The following is a 17996-nucleotide window of genomic DNA, read 5'->3' on the forward strand; positions in this document are numbered from 1 at the left end:
ATTACATCCTGAAACTTATTTTTTTGAATGTAGCCTCTGATGTACCTCAAGGATCACACCTGCAATAGCGTGCAAATTATTATCGAATATCTCTACGGGTAATTTAGGGTTTATTGGGTACAGATAAACCTGGCTCCCTTCAAGAACGTATTTTTTAATAGAACAATGCTGCGGGCTATCTTTTTTCTTCACAAGAATATAAGAGCGATCATCTGGAGCGATATCAGGATTAACGATTAGTAAAGAATTTTGTGGGAAGGTTGGTTCATATAAATCAGTGTCTATAACCAGCGCATAGTAATCGCCATCAATTTCATTCGGTGCCCATCGATACCATTCTTTAGTCATTTGTGTCGGATTACTAAATTCATAAACAGGCAACGATTGTGTTGTTTGTTCACTGGAAACTCCTTCTCGAACAATTGGCTCCAAGCCAAGTAACTGCTCAATAGTAATTCCAAAATAATTCGCAATTTGCAGCAGTGTACTGGCTTTAGGGTCTGTAACATCCCCATTCAAAATTCTAGTAATTTTGTTAGTTGGTATTCCCAGCTTTCGTGCTAATGCCGCAGGTGTAAGCTTATTCTCACGGTCGATCAAGTCAGTGAGGGTTTGCGCCAATAGCAAATTGTTAGATTCATTTAAAATATTTATCGACATAGCTTGATTTCGTTACATAGATGTAATAAATTACATTAGTGTAACTAATTACACCGATGTAAAGTAGATATTACCATATTTTAAGGAAATATCACTTAGTCATTGGTATTGATTTTATTTAAATCAGCAGCGCAGTAGATATGCCTTGCAGTAAGGAGTGTTCGCTCATGGATCATCATTCAAAACTGGACATCTATAAAGGGATGATTCAGTACATTTTAGACTCAACACATTACACCCTGAAAAATATCGCAGATCTGTCGGGTGCATCGATAGAGAATATTCGAGCAATTTACTGTCATAACGCTATACCAAGCAGTTTCAAATCTGAGATGCAATTAATGAAGCTCTATCAAATTATTCTTGAAATCAGCACAAATCCAAAGAATCAGTCTTTGGCAGGATAGTTTTCATAAATAAAGAAGGAAGTTTTGATTATGAAATGGGTAAAACTTAAAAAATATTGCGAAAACACAGGTGACACCACCAATGCTGTGCACTGTAAAAGAAAGAGAGGTATGTGGCTCGATGGTTTGCATTGCAAGCTTGGTCCTGATGGTAATTTATGGATTAATATAGTGGAGGTTGAAAAATGGGTGGAAAACGGCGATCAAGCAACACTCCAAAAACTCCAACAGGCGTAGAGGTAAGGCGTTGGAACTCAGGAAAAACCACTCTTAGAATAAGTTTTTATTACAGGGGGGTACAATGCCGCGAAACATTAAAGTTGGAAGTTACCCCTAGCAATATTAAATATGCAGAAAGATTGCGTTGTGAAATAATCAACACCATTGAACGTGGTACATTTTCCTATGCAGACTATTTTCCACAATCAAATTTAGCGAGAAGATTTGGTCATGTCAAAACCAATATCACAATCGGCGAGTTGCTCAGAGATTTTTTAGACCAGATAAAGGCAACCCGTGAGCATAGTACTTATATCGGTTACAAAAAAGTATGCGAGGCACATCTTATTCCTTATTTTGGTGAGGTAGCCTTGCAGGACTTAAAGCCAGCCTTCATTCGAGAATGGATACGTGGCCTGCAAGTTACCTCAAAAACGGTCAGTAACCTTCTCATTCCTCTACGTGCAATCATTGAACAAGCACTCAATGATGAGTACATCAAAAGTAACCCACTGGATAAAATTGTTATTTCTAAGTTGTTAAGCAAACAAACCAGCAAAAGCACTTTCAAAGTAGACCCATTTGATAAAAATGAGGTCAAAGCTATTTTAGATGCAACGCATCACGAACAGATCAGAAATCTTTTTCAGTTTGCTTTTTTCACTGGATTGCGAACATCGGAACTTATAGCTCTTGAATGGGAGGATATCGATTTAGCTAATGGGATAATAAATGTTGTCAGGGCTGTTGTTAAAAAACAGGTTAAGGGAACTAAAACCATTGCAGGCAAACGCCAAGTAATGTTGCTTCCTCCTGCTATTGAGGCACTTAACACACAAATGAAATATACATTTGATATTGGGAAACGGGTATTTCATAATCCACGCACGAATCACCCATGGGAAACTGATCACCAAATACGGCGCACTGCTTGGGTGCATACAATTAAGAGAGCTGGTATTCGTTACAGAAACCCTTATCAAACAAGACATACTTATGCCTCTATGATGCTATCGGGTGGTGAAAATATTATGTGGGTTGCAAGCCAAATGGGGCATGTTGATACTGAAATGGTGATGAAGACCTATGGTAAGTGGATTCCTAATGATGCATCGAAAAAAGGATATCGGACAATAAATAATTGGGAAACATATATTTAGCGATTGAAACCTACGATATTTTATATCTTGCAGAAAATGCACAACTTATTCACAAAAAATTCACAAGTTATCCTCTAGTATAAAATTATAGATCAATATATAGTTAATAAAGTGGGTTTAAATAACAATATGTTGTGTTTATAGCTGCTATTAGAAAAGATCATTACAGAAACGGACTTGTAATGATCCTCCTAAGCATTCTTAATGTGAGAATTTAGATTGTAGCGGAGTCTCCCACTATTGGAAAGTCCCTCAATAATGGAGGTCGATCAAATGGCTAAAGATAAATGCAGACCAGTAAGAGATAGTAAAAAGCCTGGTCCTAAAACGGTAGAAGTAAAAAAGCACCAACGTAGCAAGCCAAAACCAATTCCTGGTAAGTGCTAATTAATCGAAGTACCCCTTGATCTTAAGGGGTACTTATCAACTTTACCCTAATTATAGAAAACCTATTAAGGTGTTGTGTTATTAACTGATAAGTGCTTCGAAATTGAGAATGACCCGAAAGATTTTCATATTTGCGAAAGACCCGATTAGTTTAAACTAGTATTCCCCGCGGCTTGCCGCGGTTGCTTAATAGGAAAGTTTGAAAACCATAGGTTTTCGAGTCAAACTATTGCGTATGACCCTCAAACGGGCAAGCCACTGCGTGTACCAGACGCATTATCATATTGTATTTCCCGTGAAATATCGGAAGTCATTGTTGAGCGACGAGATCACATCAGCCATAAAATCTATTGCGGTTGAGATAGGTGAGCGATATGAGATCGACTTTGAGCAACTGGGCTGCGATAAAAATCACATTCATATTCTTTGCTCATTTCATCCAAAATACAGCATTGGTGAAGTTGTGAGGAAATTTAAAAGTATCACTGCACGTGAGTTATTTAAGCAGTATCCATTACTAAAGAAAGAACTGTGGGGTGGGGAGTTTTGGTCTGATGGATATTACGTTTCGACGGTAGGTGAACGCGGGGACTGGAAGGTGGTTGAGCGTTATGTAAAAAATCAGGGTAAGGAGTCGGAAACGAAGCAGTTACGCCTCCTCTGATACCCCGTGGCTTGCCACGGGGAGGTTCATTAGCAAATAAACCCTTTGAGAACCCGTGGATGAGCCGGATACATGAAAACCCTTATAAATCAAGGGGTTAATTGGTGGAGGCGGCGGGAATCGAACCCGCGTCCGCAAATCCTCTGCCTTTGGCTCTACATGCTTAGCGTGGTCTATGAATTTAACCGTGCACCCTCCGACCGGCAGGATGGTACGCGGCGGTTCCCTGAGTTTCGCAACCTGGTGCGGGACAAACCAGATTGCTAGCTTATTTCTTATGACCGTTGAGTCGATACCAATAAGCAGGCTCGGTCAACGGGGCGCTGGTTTTATGGCAGCGCACGGCGGTTACACCATCAAAGCTTACGCAGCGATAGCTTCACCTGCAAAGTTTTCATCGTTTGCATTTATATTTAAGTGAGTCTGTTTTTCGAGAGATCTCATTCTCGGCATGCACCTTAGGTTTCGCAACCCACGTCGAAGCCAGGTCGCCCCCAGATACAATTTAATTATAACACAGAATTGCCAAAGGCGTATTCATTATCCGCTGACCGGTTCATGTTCCATAGCCTGCTTAAGCTTTTTGGGTACCTGAGTTTCGATGTTATGATGATTTAAAAAATGCTGTAAATCTTCAGGGGTTCCAAGCCCCCACATTTTATCCACCGCATAGGCCTTAAATTTCAACCCATCGGCTATGGCTTCGTTATAAACAGGCGCCACATAAAATTCATTGTTGACGCGAATATTTTTAGCGATCATCTGCTTGGCGTAACGCACATAATCCTGACCGCGCGTCCAGTAATAAATGCCTACTGTTGCCTGATTGGAAATCACTTCTTTCTCGCGCAATAAGGCTACATTGCCATGCTCATCGAGGCGGATATAGCTCCATTTGGGGTGCGTGCTTTCAAAAGTCAGAATGCCGCCATCTATATGCGGCGCATTCATGGCATGGAAGAAAGCGCCGCTCTCCCATTCGATATATTGATCCGAATTGGCAATCAATAATGGCGCATCATTGTCAATGTACCGCTCGGCCAAAAGCGTGCTGCAGCAAGCGCCTTCAGTGACACCATCGGTGATGATGATCTTGCAGCCAGGCGCTATGATTTTCAGCATAGATTCAAGATGATAAGCCTCGTAATGGTCCCGACGGACAATAAAAATAAAATTGGCAGATACATTTAAATTTTCCACCGCCAGTTGGATCATCGGTTTTTCGCCTATGCTGATTAATGGCTTCGGAAAAGTAAAGCCGGCATTGACAAAGCGGCTTCCGGCACCTGCCATGGGAATTAGCACATTCATGGTTTCATCAGTCCATTTTGCTGAAACCACCTGTTTTTGCATATGTTGATAAATCCTGGCAACAGTGACATCAGCAGGACTTTTGACCGCACATAAATTAGCACCTGACGAAATGGCAGCAGTGCGCCCGACATAAGAATCCTCAACTATTAAAGTTTCTTTGGGCAAGACTTTCTCCTTAATCATCGCGCGCCAGTACATTTCAGGATGAGGCTTTGGCGAATGGACATCCTGGTTGGAAATAAAATAATCCACATAATGCATCAATTCCATTTTCAGCAAAATTTGTTTCACCGTCTCCCTGATGGAATTGGAGCAGACATATATCTTAAAATTATCCTGCTTTAACTGTTTAAAAAGTCTACTGATTTCAGGATCAGGGGCAAGCATTTCATCAATCACTTGAAAAGTGAGCTGCTGTTTTTTCTCCCAGATGCGCGGATGCAGATTTGTATCGAGTCCACGGGTCTCGCTTAACAAATCAAGCTTGCGTTTGGTGCTCAAGCCATCAAATAATTGCAGATGATCTCTCCTGGATATGACAAAGCGCTCATCAACCGAAGCCAGAGCCCGGTTTAGGGCCACAAAGTGATGCTCGCGGGTGTCAACCAATACACCATCCAAATCAAAAATCACAAGTTTTATATTCATGGCGCAACTCCAAGCTCCGGAATTAATGTCCGGCAATGCTTCATAATTCGCGCCTCTTCAGGCGGCAGGCGCATATAATCACCATAAAGCTGCTGCAAAATAACTTCAAACCGATTGGGAATATTAAATTGGCCGCCCTCAAAGTGCGCCCGCTTTAAAGGATAGATATCCTCATAACACACCAGATTGGAGTTAACGCAATCATAGCCATACCCAAGATAGGGGCTTTCAAAAGTTCGTGCTTTTGCAATGATGGCATTTAATTTTTTTTCAAGCATTGACTTGGAAAATAGGCGAGAAAGCGCGCGGTACAAACCGGCGTAATGACCCGAAGGTACTGTACTGTATTTGCTTTGCAATAAACGAAGTATTTTTTTGGCTAAAAACTTATTGCGCTTTCGTATTTTTTTTTCGGTAGCCATTTTGTCATAGACAAAGACATCAATAAAAATCCCTTGCTGGTACGGCTCATTCCCTGTTTCATGCAGTTCGATGAAAAGACTGTTGCGATCCCGGATTTTTAATGGCGCTGACAAATTAAAATAGCCGGGGTCAAGTTGTGCTGTTTGCAACCCCAGATGATCGGGCAATTCTTCGGGCGCAAGATGCAAAAAAGCCTCATAACTCTCACGTGGCATGGAGATATCCAAATCATCATCCCATGGGATAAAACCCTGATGGCGCACAGCACCTAAAAGCGTGCCGCCTTCCAGCCAATAATCAAGGCCATGTTTTGCACAAATTTTATCCACTGCTTCAAGCATTGCAAGCATCTTAAGCTGCGCTTGGCGCAAACGGCCATCCTGCATGGCAGTGGCAGCTGAGAAAGCACCTTGGTTGTCATATAAACTCATACAATGCCTGCAAAAATATAAAATTCAGGCATTATAAAAGGTTCAATTGAGTATGGATAGTCCCTATTGTTTATCCTGCAGCAGCTTCTCAATGGCCTGGCGGATAGTGGTCATGGAAGCCAGCGGCCCATAGCGCCCAAGTACCCGGCCTTCCTGCGATATCAAAAATTTGGTGAAATTCCAGGGCACAAGAATAAATGGCTTTTTCTCAATATGGCTTGCGAGATAAGCATACAGAGGGCTTTGCCGGCTGCCCCTGACATCAACCTTGCCAAATAAAGGAAAGCTCACCCTAAAACAGCTTTCGGCAAATGTTTTGATTTCTTCATGGCTGCCCGGCTCCTGATGCAAAAACTGATTACAAGGAAAACCAAGTACAACAAACCCCCTCTCCTTATATTCCTGATATAAGGCTTCAAGCATTGCATACTGTTTAGTGAAACTGCAGCGGCTTGCCACATTAACAATTAACAAGACTTTTCCCTTAAAAGGCTCAAGGTTAGTCTTCTCTCCATTGATGGTTGTTACTGGTACATGATACAAGTCATCTGCTTGATTTTTATGATTCATAGTTTTTTCTTAGCCAAAAAAGAAATTAAAGGTTCATATAGTTTTGTAAATAAATTGGAGTAAGCTTCAAAACCTGGAAGAAAAAGAGATTGAGCGACGTATGCAAAAACGTGACCGTTACAGCAAAGGCCCTAATCGCTGGTAAATAGCGCAGCGGCATTGGCCAACCCAATACCGCCAAAATAGCTATCGGTTTATTGAATCCCATTATGTTTTAACAAAGCGTCAACGCTTGCTTTTCTCCCCCGAAAATCAATAAATGCCTCTTCTGCTTTCTTTGAGCCCCCAACTTCCAGGATGCAGCGCAGGAAATCGCGCCCGGTTTTAGGATTAAACACCCCTTCTTCCTCAAAGCGGGCAAACGCATCGCTCGATAAAACTTCTGCCCATTTATAGCTGTAATACCCTGCCGCATAACCACCGCCAAAAATATGAGTAAAGCTGTGCTGAAAACGGTTGTATGGAGCGACAGGCACCACACTGACCTTGCTGCGTACATCCTCTAGAATGGATTCAATAAAAGCAGGCTTATGGGGGTCATATTCCTGATGAATGCGAAAATCAAATAAGGAAAACTCAAGCTGACGTAACATTGCCATGGCAGACTGAAAATTTTTGGCAGCAAGCAATTGCTTGAATTTTTCGTCAGGCAAAGGTTCCCCTGTCTCTATATGAGCGCTTAAACCTTGCAGGGATTCTTTCTGCCAGCACCAGTTTTCAAAAAACTGGCTAGGCAATTCGACTGCATCCCATTCTACGCCATGAATTCCGGAAGCGCCTAAATAATCAACCTTGGTCAAGATATGATGCAAACAATGGCCCAATTCATGGAACAAGGTTAAAAGCTCATCATGGGATAAAGTGGCAGGATTGCCGCCACTTGGCTTGGCAAAATTGCACGTCAGCATGGCAACCGGCAACTGCACGCTGCCATCGCCAAGCTTGCGCCTGCTTTGGCAGGAATCCATCCAGGCCCCTCCTCGTTTGTGCTGCCGCGCAAAGAGATCCATGTACAAATAACCGCGGATTTCTTCTTGATCATCCATAACTTGATAGCAGCGGACATCTTGATGCCAAACATCCACGCCGTTGACTTCCTTCATGGTCATGCCAAAGAGCTTTTGAATAATGGCAAACAATCCTTCCATAACTTTGGGCAGAGGGAAATATGGCCGCAATTCCTCCTGTGTTACTGCATGAAGCGCTTCTTTCTTTTTTTCTGATAAATAAGCAATGTCCCAGGGTTTTAGTTCCTCGATTTCATAATGCTCTTTGGCAAAAGCCTGAAGAGCCGCAAAATCTTCTTCAGCCTGTGGGCGTGCGCGCCGACATAAATCCGATAAAAATTCCATGACCTCTGCGCCCGATTCTGCCATTTTTGTGGCGAGCGATAATTGAGCATAGTTGGCAAATCCTAAAAGATTGGCCTTTTCATGCCTTAACGCGAGAATTTCATCCATAACCGCTGTGTTATCAAACTTTCCGCCCTGCGGCCCCACTTCCGAAGCACGGGTCACATAGGCATGGTACATTTCTTCCCTAAGGCTCCTGTCTTCGGCGTAGGTGATAACCGCAAGGTAACAGGGGATTTCCAGGGTTAAGACCCAGCCTGGCAAATTCTTTTCTTTAGCCTGCAATTTGGCATGATGAAGCGCATGCTCAGGCAGGCCAGCCAGTCTTTGTTCATCAGTAACATGCAAAGTATAAGCCTGAGTGGCATCCAGCACGTTATTTTCATATTGATTGGAAAGGGCAGACAGCTTTGTTTGAATTTCTTCAAAGCGACGCTTTTTTTCAGCAGGCAGGGCAACGCCGGATAGCTTAAAATCACGCAGCGTGTCATCCAAAATTTTATTTTGTGCAGCATCGAGCGCATCTCGCGGGATGCTGGAAAGGGCAGCAAAAAGCGCCTGATTATGCCCAATAGCCGCTTCATATCCTGATAATTTTGGCAGGCATGCTTGGTAACATTCGCGAAGCTTGGCGGAATTGACGACTGCATGGAGATGGGACAGCGGGGACCAAAAGCGCTCAAGCTCATCCTCCATATCCTCAAGCGGCTGCATCAAATTATCCCAGGTGTAGGCATCATGCTTATCCAGCAATTGATCGATGGCCTGCAAATTACGGCTTAATAATTTATCAAGGTGATCAGGAAAATTGTCGACATCTATATGGCTAAAGTGCGTAAGCCTCTGTTGAGACATGGGTACTCCCGGTTGAATCAGTTAAGGCAATGGAAAGGGTACTAGCTTACACATTACCTTAAACATTTTCAAAAGATGAATGATGATCTGCCCTATGCTCATTTTCCTGATTGACAGGCGGTTGTGGGCGAAAAAGACCGAATTGCAAAGAGGATTCAACCTGGATATGCGTTACGCTGTCCACAGGCTTTTTCTGTTCAAGGGCCTGCTCGGCAGCAAGGAGGGCAAGCGCGGTCACTACCGTTATAATGGCGCCAATCAGGGGAATCACGGGATGAACTGCAATAAAGGGCAGAGCCAGTGAAAGGGCAAGAAATATAATGACGGTATTGCTGATTCTTAAACAATGCCGCTTGTATTCAAAAGCCATTCTTTCCTTAAGAAATTTTTGATGGGCGCGGATGTCTTTTTTTTCGTTTTCTAATAAGTGTTCCTGGTTGTATAAAGCCTCATACTGCTTTTGCAGTTTATGCATGCGATTGATGTCTACCGCCGCGCGAAGGCAGGCGAATATGACGTCAAATGCCTGCAATGCAAGTGAAACATATAGCGCATAAGGGGCTAAAGCCCCAACCATCACAAAACAGTTAATCATGTTAGCACTCAGCCACGCCGTATCATTGCCCAGTTCAAACCAGCGCCGCTGCAACTGCAGCCAAAAACGGTAAGCAAGCCCGAGGTCATATTCCTCGCGTCCCATCCAGGGACCGGGAATCAGATGTTTTGCGGTCATGATAAGGTTATTGGCGAGCCTTGGAACAAAAAACATCCAGGCAAAATAAGACAAAACAGGGCCTGCGAAGCGATCCATTTCCTTAAACCATTGGCGATAGGCGGATGTTTCATGGACAAGGGGCGTAATCAGCAATAACACGCGCCTGATGCGGATGGATAACAACCGAAGCGGGTTAAAATCGCTTGTGATGTTGCGAATGCTGGAGCTTACCCCCCAGTCTTTCTTTTTTGGAGCATCATCCTGAAACTTGATCTGTGCGGATAAAATCTGCCTGTAAAACTGCTTGTCCTTTAAAAACCGGTTTGCTTCACGTGGAACATTAAGATAGTCACGATAGATCCTTTCTAGAAGATCGGCAAGAATTAAAGCATCTTCCAGCCCCTCTTTAATTTTTTCCTGCTCCCCGGACAACAAGTCGCGAGCAAGCTTCGCGCAATGCGCGCGATATTCCAAATCAAGCGATTGATACTGAGCCAGAAATTGGCGCAAAAGCCGATCATCAAGGGCATCAGTAAAAATCCATTTATTCTCCTCATTGACCACTTTCGGTAAATTACCCGAGAACAAAGTCAATCTGTTCCTGATGGCTGACATACTTGCAACAGTACTGTTTTTTCTAAAAAAAGATAATCATCCTAGAAAATAGACAAAAAGTAAAATTTTTTTCATATTTTTTTACTTCGCACAATAAATCAGCAAAATCGATCATTTAACTGTCATCGATTAGCGTTTGTGAAAAGAAACGCGCTAAATCACCCAGTTCAAGCAATCTTATTTTTGCATTGTTCCAATTTAGTTCAACTTGCGCGGCAGCTTGTTCCCTCTGGTTAACTAAAAAAAGGGTGCTGTCTCCCGCATTGAATTTTTTGGTTTCCGCAATTTGCAGCTTTCGGGCTAATTCCAATTCTTTTTCAAGAAGATAAACCTGTTGCTGGTAAAGTTTTATGCCAACAAATAATTTTGAAAGTTCATTCTTTAGTTGTTCATATAAAAACTTCAACTCCGTATCAATTTGTTGAAGTTCGCTTTGAGCGCTAATCACTTTTCCTTTAGCCTCATTGCGGTACAAGGGGAGTTTAAATGTAAGACCAACCATTGCTGCCTGAGGAATAAGCAAGGGCTCCCCGCCGCTGCCATATTGTTTATAAGTAGATACAGTAGCATCTAAATTCGGAAGCAGTTCATTTTGCGCCATGCCCAACTTGAGTTTTACTATTTTCGCATAAACTTCCAGCCGCTTCATTGCTGGATGTTTTTTTAATTGCGCGAAAATCCTTGGCTGAATTAGTGATCGCTGCGGTAAAAAAATTGGCAGATTGCCTTCAAGAGGTATTTGAGGAGTTCCGTCTTTATTCCGGTAGTATAGGGATAATTGGATGGCGGCCTGTTTAAAGACCATTTGTGCCTGATTGCATAACTGTTCGCGCTGTACAATTTGTTGCATATTTTCAGCAATTGCAAGTTTTGGCAAATCACCCTCATGCGCTCTTTTTTCAATTGCCTCCTGGCGCAGCCTGGCTAATTGTAAAAGCTGATTATACATTTTTAGTTGCAACCCGGCTTCGACCCATCGCCAATAAGCTTTAACTGTTTCTTGGTAAATATTAATTTTGGTGACTTCTGCATCGATTTTTTTTATACAAATGGTTTCCGCTTTGGTTAATAAGCTTGTCCTCTCCTTATCGATCAAGCGATCACGCAAAAGAGGAATCGATAAGCCCGCCCTGTATTCCCCACCGGAGTTTGTTAAATAGTTTTGATAATAAATAGGCCAGTCTCCTTGTCCATTTCTGTATCCCGCGAAAAATTTTAAGCCATTGTATAGTGTTGGGATATTTAGTTCCGTATCTCCATAATTATTGATATATCCGCCAATAGGTTGGGAACGGGCGAGCGCACTGAGTGAAGGATCAAACTGCCCCAAAGCAGTAATATAATCCCCTTGCGCCTTATTGATTTTTAAAAAGGCAATTTTTATCTGTGGATAATAGCTATTGACGCTGGTTAAAACATCTTCAAGATTTAAGCAATTAGATTGATGAGAAAAACAATTTCCGGCAAAAAATAAAGAGCATCCTATTAAAAATAAGCGGTTTAGAAAATGCAATACAATACGCATCATACAGTCTTCTTGTTAAAAGCGCTCTCTGGCGGGAAGCCATTAAATTGGCGCCAAAGCTCATACCATAAAGGAACTTCTCCTAATTGGATCCAGCCATGCACTCTTACTCCCTGTCTTAAAAATCTTGGTTTAGGCCATGGTTCATCGGGTAAAATAACCACACGAAAATACCCCTGTCCATTGTCAACAGGATCAATAAAAGAAACTCTCCCCCCGAATGTTCCAACAGCGATTTCAGGCCAGCCGCGAAATTGGATAGCAGGCCAGCCCTCAAATTGCAAACGTGCTTTTTGGTTTAGCCTGACAAAAGGAATGTCGTTGCCATCAACCCAAAGAGCTACGGCGCGGGATTGTGTATCAGGGATGATTTCAGCTAAAACATCTCCCCTATTCACCAAAACACTGTGCTCCCCAGTGAGCCGCTTAAATATCGTACCAGCAGCGTGCGCTTCAACGAGTTGAGATTTCTGCCGGGCTATCCTAATATCAATCTTCACTTTATCAATCCTGGCCTGTGCTAATTGATTCTGATATTTAGCGTATTCAATTTGGGCAAGTTCATATTGACGTTTTGAGTTAATTCCTTCCTCAAACAATTTTTTTTGCCTTTCCAGATTGGCTTTCCCTGCAGCCACAGCTTTCCTCGCGACTTCAATACGAAGCAGTATGGCTTTTTGTTCCATCTGTAAGCGGCGTAAAAGCTCGGGATCAATATCGGTTATCTCGACGATTGGATCGCCTGGTTTCACATTCATGCCCTCGTCAACGTACCATTTTTTAATACGGCCAGTGATAGGGGAATTCACCGTATGCTGTCTTTCAGTAGGGGAAAATGCAATGACCCGGCCATTTCCCAAAGCAAACTGCTGCCAGGGGATAAAACCTAAAAATCCGATAAACAAGACGAGCAAAATAAAAAGAATTTTTATAATGTTTTTAGGTTTTGGCAATTTACCAATCATGTTTGCTGCATATAACTTCATGAGGGAATCACCAAATGGTTAGTTATGTGTTTAAAAGTTTTCTTTTGACTTATGATGATTAAAATTGTTTTTTTTAATTCCCGCAGGCGAGACATTATCTTATCCAGTTGCTCATCATTAAAAACATCCAAAGCGCGATCAATCACAAGCAATTGCGGCTCAAAAAGAATTGCGCGAATGCACATCAGCTGGATTAATTCATAGTGTGAGAAAACGGTTTTCCATTCATAAACAATTGTTTTTAAGCCATGCGGTTGAGCCATTGTTTTCTCAAGAAGATTAAAATACCTTAGCTCTTCCATAATCCTTTTATTGGGAATGTTTTTATGCCCTAACAGCAAATTGTCATAAATAGTGCCGGCAAACCATTCAGGTTGAGCTATCAACATGCTGACCTGACGTATTGCAATTCGATTGACTTGGGAACACAATGTATCATTGATATAAAACTTATATTCAGTTTCCTCTCTAAATCCCAGGAGTTCTCTTGTGAAAATTTGACAGCGATCTGGATTATTGGAAAAAACCAATAATGGGGTTTGAGCGTTTGCCAGAGCGTTAGTACTCATCTCATTGCGGATTTCAATACTTTGGATTGGCTGATGGATTTCATTGAGGTTTTTATCAATTTTTTCAACGGGCAGGTTGATAACCGATTCTATTTTGCTTTCCGAGGCAATCATATCGTAATAATTTTCTAATAAAGCACCAAAACGTTTGAAACTATAAACTAAAGCGCCGAGCACAATTTCAGATGCGGCGAGCTGGCCTAAGCTTAACTGATCATTGATTACCAGATAGCCCCCAACACCTAATAATAAACTGCTTGCTAAAGCAGATAACAGGTGAAATCCGATTTGGTGCTTTACCAATTGTTTAAAATGCAAATTTCTTGCTTTTAGAAAGGAAACCAATCTTCTATCAGTTTGTTGGGTGACAAAACGGTCATGTCGATTAAAGCGAAACAAAAACCGGTTGATTAAAATTTCCTCTAACCAAGCCCCTACGTTATGTTTTTCGATGCATTCTTTTTTAGCGCTTTCTATTGCTTTGCGATAAGGGGCAAAAATCACGATTAGAATCCCTAAAATAACAATAGCATCAAATACAAGAAACAAGGGATGATAGATAAGCAAAAGAATTAAACCAAAAAAAACTTGCAGAGAAAGATTGATTCCGTAAATCAGTAAGTTAGCCAGGGATTTTTTTATCGTAACGATTTCGAAAAACCGATTTACCAATTCAGGCCCGTGATGGCCAGAAAAGTTACTTAAGGATAAATGATTGTACTGGTTCGTAAGATTCAGGCTGATTTTGACCATTAATTTTTGTTGTATAACCTCTGCTATGATAACTTGCCATACACTCAAGGCACCTAAAGCCAACATAAAAATAAATACGATAATGCTTAGCGTCAGTACGGGCCGAAGAAGCTTGCCAAAGGCGATTAAGTTAATTAATGTCTGAGCTGCAACAGGAATCGTTAATGATAACAAGCTGGCAAGCAGGCTGATTATCAAAATGGATAGTATCGTTGAGTGATCCAGGACTTCTTTTATCGATCCAATTTCTTGCTTATTCATTCCCTTCATCTCATTGGAAATATCAGTGCTTTAATTTCTGCAATATAAAATATTCAAGCGATTCCACTGCTTTGTCATGGTCATGTTTTTGTAATAATGAAACTTGTATATCATTTAATGATGCAGTCAAGCAAATATGGATGCTCCTGTTAATCAACTTTTTTTCATTAAATACTGATGCTGGCTTTCAAATTGATTGGGACTGGATAGCTCGAAGATGAATTTCTCTCCTTGACTCAAAAAAGTCCGAAGCTTCAAGCATTAGACGCAGCGTGGTTCATGACAAAAACCAGCCATTTACAGTGAGGCACTTAACAAGCTTGCCGAATACAGTCTTCTGAGCGACAATACTTTCCCCGTTGCCAGCGAAAAAATAGCATGACTACATTGAATGAATTAGCACTTGCCATTCGTTTTTTAAGCGTGGATGCCGTTGAGAAAGCCCAATCCGGTCATCCAGGCATGCCTCTCGGCATGGCAGATATTGCAACTGTTTTATGGAAAAAATTCCTTAAATTCAATCCGCAAAATCCCGAATGGTTTAATCGCGACCGCTTTGTTTTGTCTAATGGCCACGGTTCGATGCTGTTATATTCCTTGCTGCATTTAACCGGATTTAAATTATCGATTGAAGAAATCAAGAATTTCCGCCAACTCCATTCCAAAACGCCAGGCCATCCGGAAAACACCGAAACTCCCGGCGTAGAAACAACAACCGGCCCTTTAGGCCAGGGCCTGGCAAATGCCGTAGGCATGGCAATTGCCGAAAAAAACCTGGGGGCAGTATTTAACAAAGATGGGCTTGCCCTCGTTGATCATTATACCTACGCCTTTGCCGGCGATGGCTGCATGATGGAAGGCATTTCCCACGAAGCGTGTTCATTGGCCGGTACCTTAGGCCTTGGCAAGTTAATTGTTTTTTATGATGACAATGGCATCTCCATTGATGGAGAAGTTGAAGGCTGGTTTATGGATGATACGGCCGCCAGATTCAGGTCTTATCACTGGCACGTGATTGACAACGTGGACGGCCATGACATGGCTGCCGTTGAGGAAGCAATTGTTGCAGCGCGGGCACAGAAAAACAAACCATCGCTTATCATCTGCAAGACAGTGATTGGTTATGGCTCATCGGCTGCAGGCAGTGAAAAAGCGCACGGCGCGCCGCTGGGCAAGGAAGACATTAACCATATGCGCCAGAAATTTTCCTGGCCTTACCCGCCGTTCGTAATCCCGGATGCGATTTATGCCGCCTGGAATCATGAAGAAGAAGGGCAACAATGCGAAGAGGAATGGCTCGCGCTTTGCCATGAATATCAGCAGAAATATCCCGGCGACTATCATGAATTTTTGCGGCGCATTAACGGGGATTTGCCGGATGACTGGCCGGAGTTCACTCATGAATTTCTCATCTTTTGTGAGAAAAACAATAAACCACAGGCGACCCGCAAGGCATCGCAGCAATGCCTTGAACATTATGGAGCCAAACTGCCTGAACTGCTTGGCGGCTCTGCTGATTTGACTGGCTCCAATAATACAGACTGGTCAGGCAGCAAAACCATTTCCAGAAATCATTTCGCTGGCAACTACTTATATTATGGCGTACGCGAATTTGCCATGTCAGCCATCATGAACGGCATTGCCCTGCATGGCGGCTATATCCCCTATGGCGGAACTTTTTTGGTGTTCAGCGATTATGCCCGTAATGCGGTGAGATTAAGCGCGCTGATGAGGAAACGGGTGATTTATGTTTATACCCACGATTCCATTGGTCTTGGCGAAGACGGCCCGACACACCAGCCGGTAGAGCACGCAGCCATGTTGCGCATGACTCCCGATCTCATGGTTTGGCGGCCTGCTGATCTGGTGGAAACAGCCGTTGCCTGGCAGCAGGCCATAGAGCGTCACAATGGCCCTAGCTGCCTTTTGTTGTCAAGACAAAGCCTGCCTGCGCTTTCCTATACCAAGAAAAACCTGATATCCATCAAGCGCGGGGGTTATATTCTCCATGACGGCGATACCCTGCCTGATGTCATTTTGATTGCGACCGGTTCAGAGGTGCAAATCGCGCTAAATGCCGCAAAAGAGGTCGCAGCCAAGGGGATAAACGCCCGTGTGGTTTCAATGCCTTGCGCTGAGCGTTTTCTTGCCGAAGATCCCCTGTATCAAGAAGAAGTATTGCCAGCAGCCATTCGCAAGCGCGTGGCCATAGAGGCTGCGGCGGCAGACTATTGGTATCGGTTTGTTGGTCTGGATGGTAAGGTGGTGGGCCTGAACCGCTTTGGCGCATCTGCCCCTGCCGCCGACGCTTTTCAAGATCTGGGGATTACCGTTGAAAAAACAGTAGAAGCAATCTTTTCCTTATTTTAGGTTATATGAACATCATTTTTTACAAAACCTGGTGCAATTTCCCTCGCGCTCTCATGGGACGAGAGCCAGGGAAGCATTGAGTATGATAATTGACCGCTTTTTTGGAGAGTAGTTATGACAACACGCGTAGCAATTAACGGATATGGCCGCATCGGCCGCTGTATCTTACGTTCAATTTTTGAATACAAACGCCTGGCTGATGTTAATATTGTGGCCATTAATGACCTCTCAAGCATTGAAACCATGGCGCACTTAACCCGCTATGACTCAACCCACGGCCGATTTCAAAGTGAGGTTCAGGTAAAAGGCAATCAGTTAATCATTGACGGACATGCTGTTACTGTCACCAATGCGCGCAATCCCATAGACCTTCCCTGGAAAGAGCTTGAAATTGACTTGGTATTGGAATGCACAGGCCATTTTACCCAGCGAGACGCAGCAATGCAGCATATTGCGGCCGGAGCCAAAAAAGTCCTGATATCAGCGCCCGGGAAAAACACGGACGCCACGATTGTCTATGGCGTTAACCATGAAACGCTTAAAGCATCCGATACGATTGTTTCCAATGCGTCTTGCACCACGAATTGCCTGGCACCCCTCGTTAAACCGTTGCATGAAGCGCTTACCATAGAATATGGCTTGCTGAATACCGTTCATGCCTATACCAAGGATCAAATGCTGCTGGACGGCAGCCATTCTGACCTGCACCGCGCCCGCGCTGCGGCTTATTCCATCATCCCCACCAAAACCGGCGCCGCCTCGGCTGTGGGCCTTGTTCTGCCTGATTTGGCCGGAAAACTCGATGGGTTTGCCATGCGTGTGCCTACATTAAATGTTTCTGCAATTGATTTTACCTTCACGGCAAAAAAACAAACCTCAGTTGAGGAGGTCAACAATATCATGCGGCAGGCAAAAAGCGATATCCTCCATATTAATGAGGAACCTTTGGTTTCCTGCGATTTTAATCATAATCCTGCATCAGCAACTTTTGATACCACCCAGACTAAAGTTCTTGGCAATCTGGTTAAAATTGTTGCCTGGTACGATAATGAGTGGGGATTCTCTAACCGCATGCTGGATACAGCATATTATATGATGAATCTTTAACAAGG

The 17996-nt window shown here is 42.9% G+C and carries 15 protein-coding genes and 1 other RNA gene; 6 read left to right on the plus strand and 10 right to left on the minus strand.

Annotated elements, in window-relative coordinates; translation table 11 throughout:
• Positions 1 to 15: 15 nt before the first annotated feature.
• The gene (locus Llon_RS09070; protein ID WP_058529748.1) at positions 16 to 660 is read right to left on the minus strand and encodes a helix-turn-helix domain-containing protein; all 645 of its coding nucleotides are present in this window, start codon (positions 658 to 660) and stop codon (positions 16 to 18) included.
• A 167-nt stretch (positions 661 to 827) separates the two neighbouring features.
• On the opposite strand from Llon_RS09070, the gene Llon_RS09075 reads away from it, so the two are divergent.
• The 4 genes from Llon_RS09075 to tnpA all read left to right on the plus strand — a co-directional run bounded on the left by Llon_RS09075 (position 828) and on the right by tnpA (position 3497).
• Entirely contained in the window at positions 828 to 1067 is a 240-nt protein-coding gene (locus Llon_RS09075; RefSeq protein ID WP_058529749.1) for a hypothetical protein, read from the plus strand.
• Between the two features lie 30 nt (positions 1068 to 1097).
• On the plus strand, positions 1098 to 1304 hold the full coding sequence (locus Llon_RS09080; protein ID WP_058529750.1) for a hypothetical protein: 207 nt from the start codon (positions 1098 to 1100) through the stop codon (positions 1302 to 1304).
• A complete protein-coding gene (locus tag Llon_RS09085; RefSeq protein ID WP_058529751.1) occupies positions 1253 to 2446 on the plus strand; it encodes a tyrosine-type recombinase/integrase in 1194 nt (397 codons plus the stop codon). Before Llon_RS09080 ends, Llon_RS09085 begins: the two co-directional genes overlap by 52 nt.
• Positions 2447 to 3068: 622 nt before the next feature.
• Entirely contained in the window at positions 3069 to 3497 is a 429-nt protein-coding gene (tnpA, locus tag Llon_RS09090) for an IS200/IS605 family transposase (protein ID WP_058529752.1), read from the plus strand.
• Positions 3498 to 3599: 102 nt separating this feature from the next.
• On the opposite strand, the gene ssrA is transcribed toward tnpA, so the two are convergent.
• From ssrA to Llon_RS09140, 9 genes are all read right to left on the minus strand, one after another.
• Positions 3600 to 3993: a transfer-messenger RNA gene (ssrA, locus tag Llon_RS11195) on the minus strand.
• A 44-nt stretch (positions 3994 to 4037) separates the two neighbouring features.
• Positions 4038 to 5459 (minus strand): HAD-IA family hydrolase, encoded by a 1422-nt coding sequence (locus Llon_RS11335; RefSeq protein ID WP_083503311.1) that lies wholly within the window; start codon positions 5457 to 5459, stop codon positions 4038 to 4040.
• Positions 5456 to 6313, minus strand: a complete 858-nt coding sequence (locus Llon_RS09105; protein ID WP_058529754.1) for a LicD family protein — start codon at positions 6311 to 6313, stop codon at positions 5456 to 5458. Before Llon_RS09105 ends, Llon_RS11335 begins: the two co-directional genes overlap by 4 nt.
• A gap of 63 nt (positions 6314 to 6376) precedes the next feature.
• Positions 6377 to 6883, minus strand: a complete 507-nt coding sequence (locus Llon_RS09110) for a glutathione peroxidase (protein WP_058529755.1) — start codon at positions 6881 to 6883, stop codon at positions 6377 to 6379.
• A 194-nt stretch (positions 6884 to 7077) separates the two neighbouring features.
• Complete coding sequence (locus Llon_RS09120) at positions 7078 to 9090, minus strand: M3 family metallopeptidase (protein ID WP_058529757.1); 2013 nt, start codon at positions 9088 to 9090, stop codon at positions 7078 to 7080.
• A 58-nt stretch (positions 9091 to 9148) separates the two neighbouring features.
• Positions 9149 to 10399, minus strand: coding sequence for a hypothetical protein (locus Llon_RS09125; protein ID WP_237758304.1), 1251 nt, complete (start codon positions 10397 to 10399; stop codon positions 9149 to 9151).
• Between the two features lie 136 nt (positions 10400 to 10535).
• The gene (locus Llon_RS09130) at positions 10536 to 11948 is read right to left on the minus strand and encodes a TolC family protein (protein ID WP_083503312.1); all 1413 of its coding nucleotides are present in this window, start codon (positions 11946 to 11948) and stop codon (positions 10536 to 10538) included.
• Entirely contained in the window at positions 11945 to 12931 is a 987-nt protein-coding gene (locus Llon_RS09135) for an HlyD family secretion protein (protein WP_058529759.1), read from the minus strand. Before Llon_RS09135 ends, Llon_RS09130 begins: the two co-directional genes overlap by 4 nt.
• Positions 12928 to 14514 (minus strand): ABC transporter transmembrane domain-containing protein, encoded by a 1587-nt coding sequence (locus tag Llon_RS09140; RefSeq protein ID WP_115336904.1) that lies wholly within the window; start codon positions 14512 to 14514, stop codon positions 12928 to 12930. The genes Llon_RS09135 and Llon_RS09140 overlap by 4 nt, the downstream gene beginning before the upstream one ends.
• Positions 14515 to 14892: 378 nt before the next feature.
• On the opposite strand from Llon_RS09140, the gene tkt reads away from it, so the two are divergent.
• Positions 14893 to 16884 (plus strand): transketolase, encoded by a 1992-nt coding sequence (gene tkt, locus Llon_RS09145; RefSeq protein ID WP_058529760.1) that lies wholly within the window; start codon positions 14893 to 14895, stop codon positions 16882 to 16884.
• Positions 16885 to 16998: 114 nt separating this feature from the next.
• Positions 16999 to 17991: a type I glyceraldehyde-3-phosphate dehydrogenase gene (gene gap / locus Llon_RS09150; protein ID WP_058529761.1), complete on the plus strand. Its 993-nt coding sequence runs from the start codon at positions 16999 to 17001 to the stop codon at positions 17989 to 17991.
• The last annotated feature ends 5 nt before the right edge of the window (positions 17992 to 17996 follow it).

This window comes from Legionella londiniensis (assembly GCF_001467825.1).
In the GTDB taxonomy this organism is placed as follows: domain Bacteria; phylum Pseudomonadota; class Gammaproteobacteria; order Legionellales; family Legionellaceae; genus Legionella_A; species Legionella_A londiniensis.

What these genes read in the sequence shown, in the direction of transcription:
- Llon_RS09070 (WP_058529748.1), bottom strand. Translation starts at nt 660, where the DNA reads ATGTCGATAAATATTTTAAATGAATCTAACAATTTGCTATTGGCGCAA.
- Llon_RS09075 (WP_058529749.1), top strand. Translation starts at nt 828, where the DNA reads ATGGATCATCATTCAAAACTGGACATCTATAAAGGGATGATTCAGTAC.
- Llon_RS09080 (WP_058529750.1), top strand. Translation starts at nt 1,098, where the DNA reads ATGAAATGGGTAAAACTTAAAAAATATTGCGAAAACACAGGTGACACC.
- Llon_RS09085 (WP_058529751.1), top strand. Translation starts at nt 1,253, where the DNA reads ATGGGTGGAAAACGGCGATCAAGCAACACTCCAAAAACTCCAACAGGC.
- tnpA (WP_058529752.1), top strand. Translation starts at nt 3,069, where the DNA reads ATGACCCTCAAACGGGCAAGCCACTGCGTGTACCAGACGCATTATCAT.
- Llon_RS11335 (WP_083503311.1), bottom strand. Translation starts at nt 5,459, where the DNA reads ATGAATATAAAACTTGTGATTTTTGATTTGGATGGTGTATTGGTTGAC.
- Llon_RS09105 (WP_058529754.1), bottom strand. Translation starts at nt 6,313, where the DNA reads ATGAGTTTATATGACAACCAAGGTGCTTTCTCAGCTGCCACTGCCATG.
- Llon_RS09110 (WP_058529755.1), bottom strand. Translation starts at nt 6,883, where the DNA reads ATGAATCATAAAAATCAAGCAGATGACTTGTATCATGTACCAGTAACA.
- Llon_RS09120 (WP_058529757.1), bottom strand. Translation starts at nt 9,090, where the DNA reads ATGTCTCAACAGAGGCTTACGCACTTTAGCCATATAGATGTCGACAAT.
- Llon_RS09130 (WP_083503312.1), bottom strand. Translation starts at nt 11,948, where the DNA reads ATGATGCGTATTGTATTGCATTTTCTAAACCGCTTATTTTTAATAGGA.
- Llon_RS09135 (WP_058529759.1), bottom strand. Translation starts at nt 12,931, where the DNA reads ATGAAGTTATATGCAGCAAACATGATTGGTAAATTGCCAAAACCTAAA.
- Llon_RS09140 (WP_115336904.1), bottom strand. Translation starts at nt 14,514, where the DNA reads ATGAATAAGCAAGAAATTGGATCGATAAAAGAAGTCCTGGATCACTCA.
- tkt (WP_058529760.1), top strand. Translation starts at nt 14,893, where the DNA reads ATGACTACATTGAATGAATTAGCACTTGCCATTCGTTTTTTAAGCGTG.
- gap (WP_058529761.1), top strand. Translation starts at nt 16,999, where the DNA reads ATGACAACACGCGTAGCAATTAACGGATATGGCCGCATCGGCCGCTGT.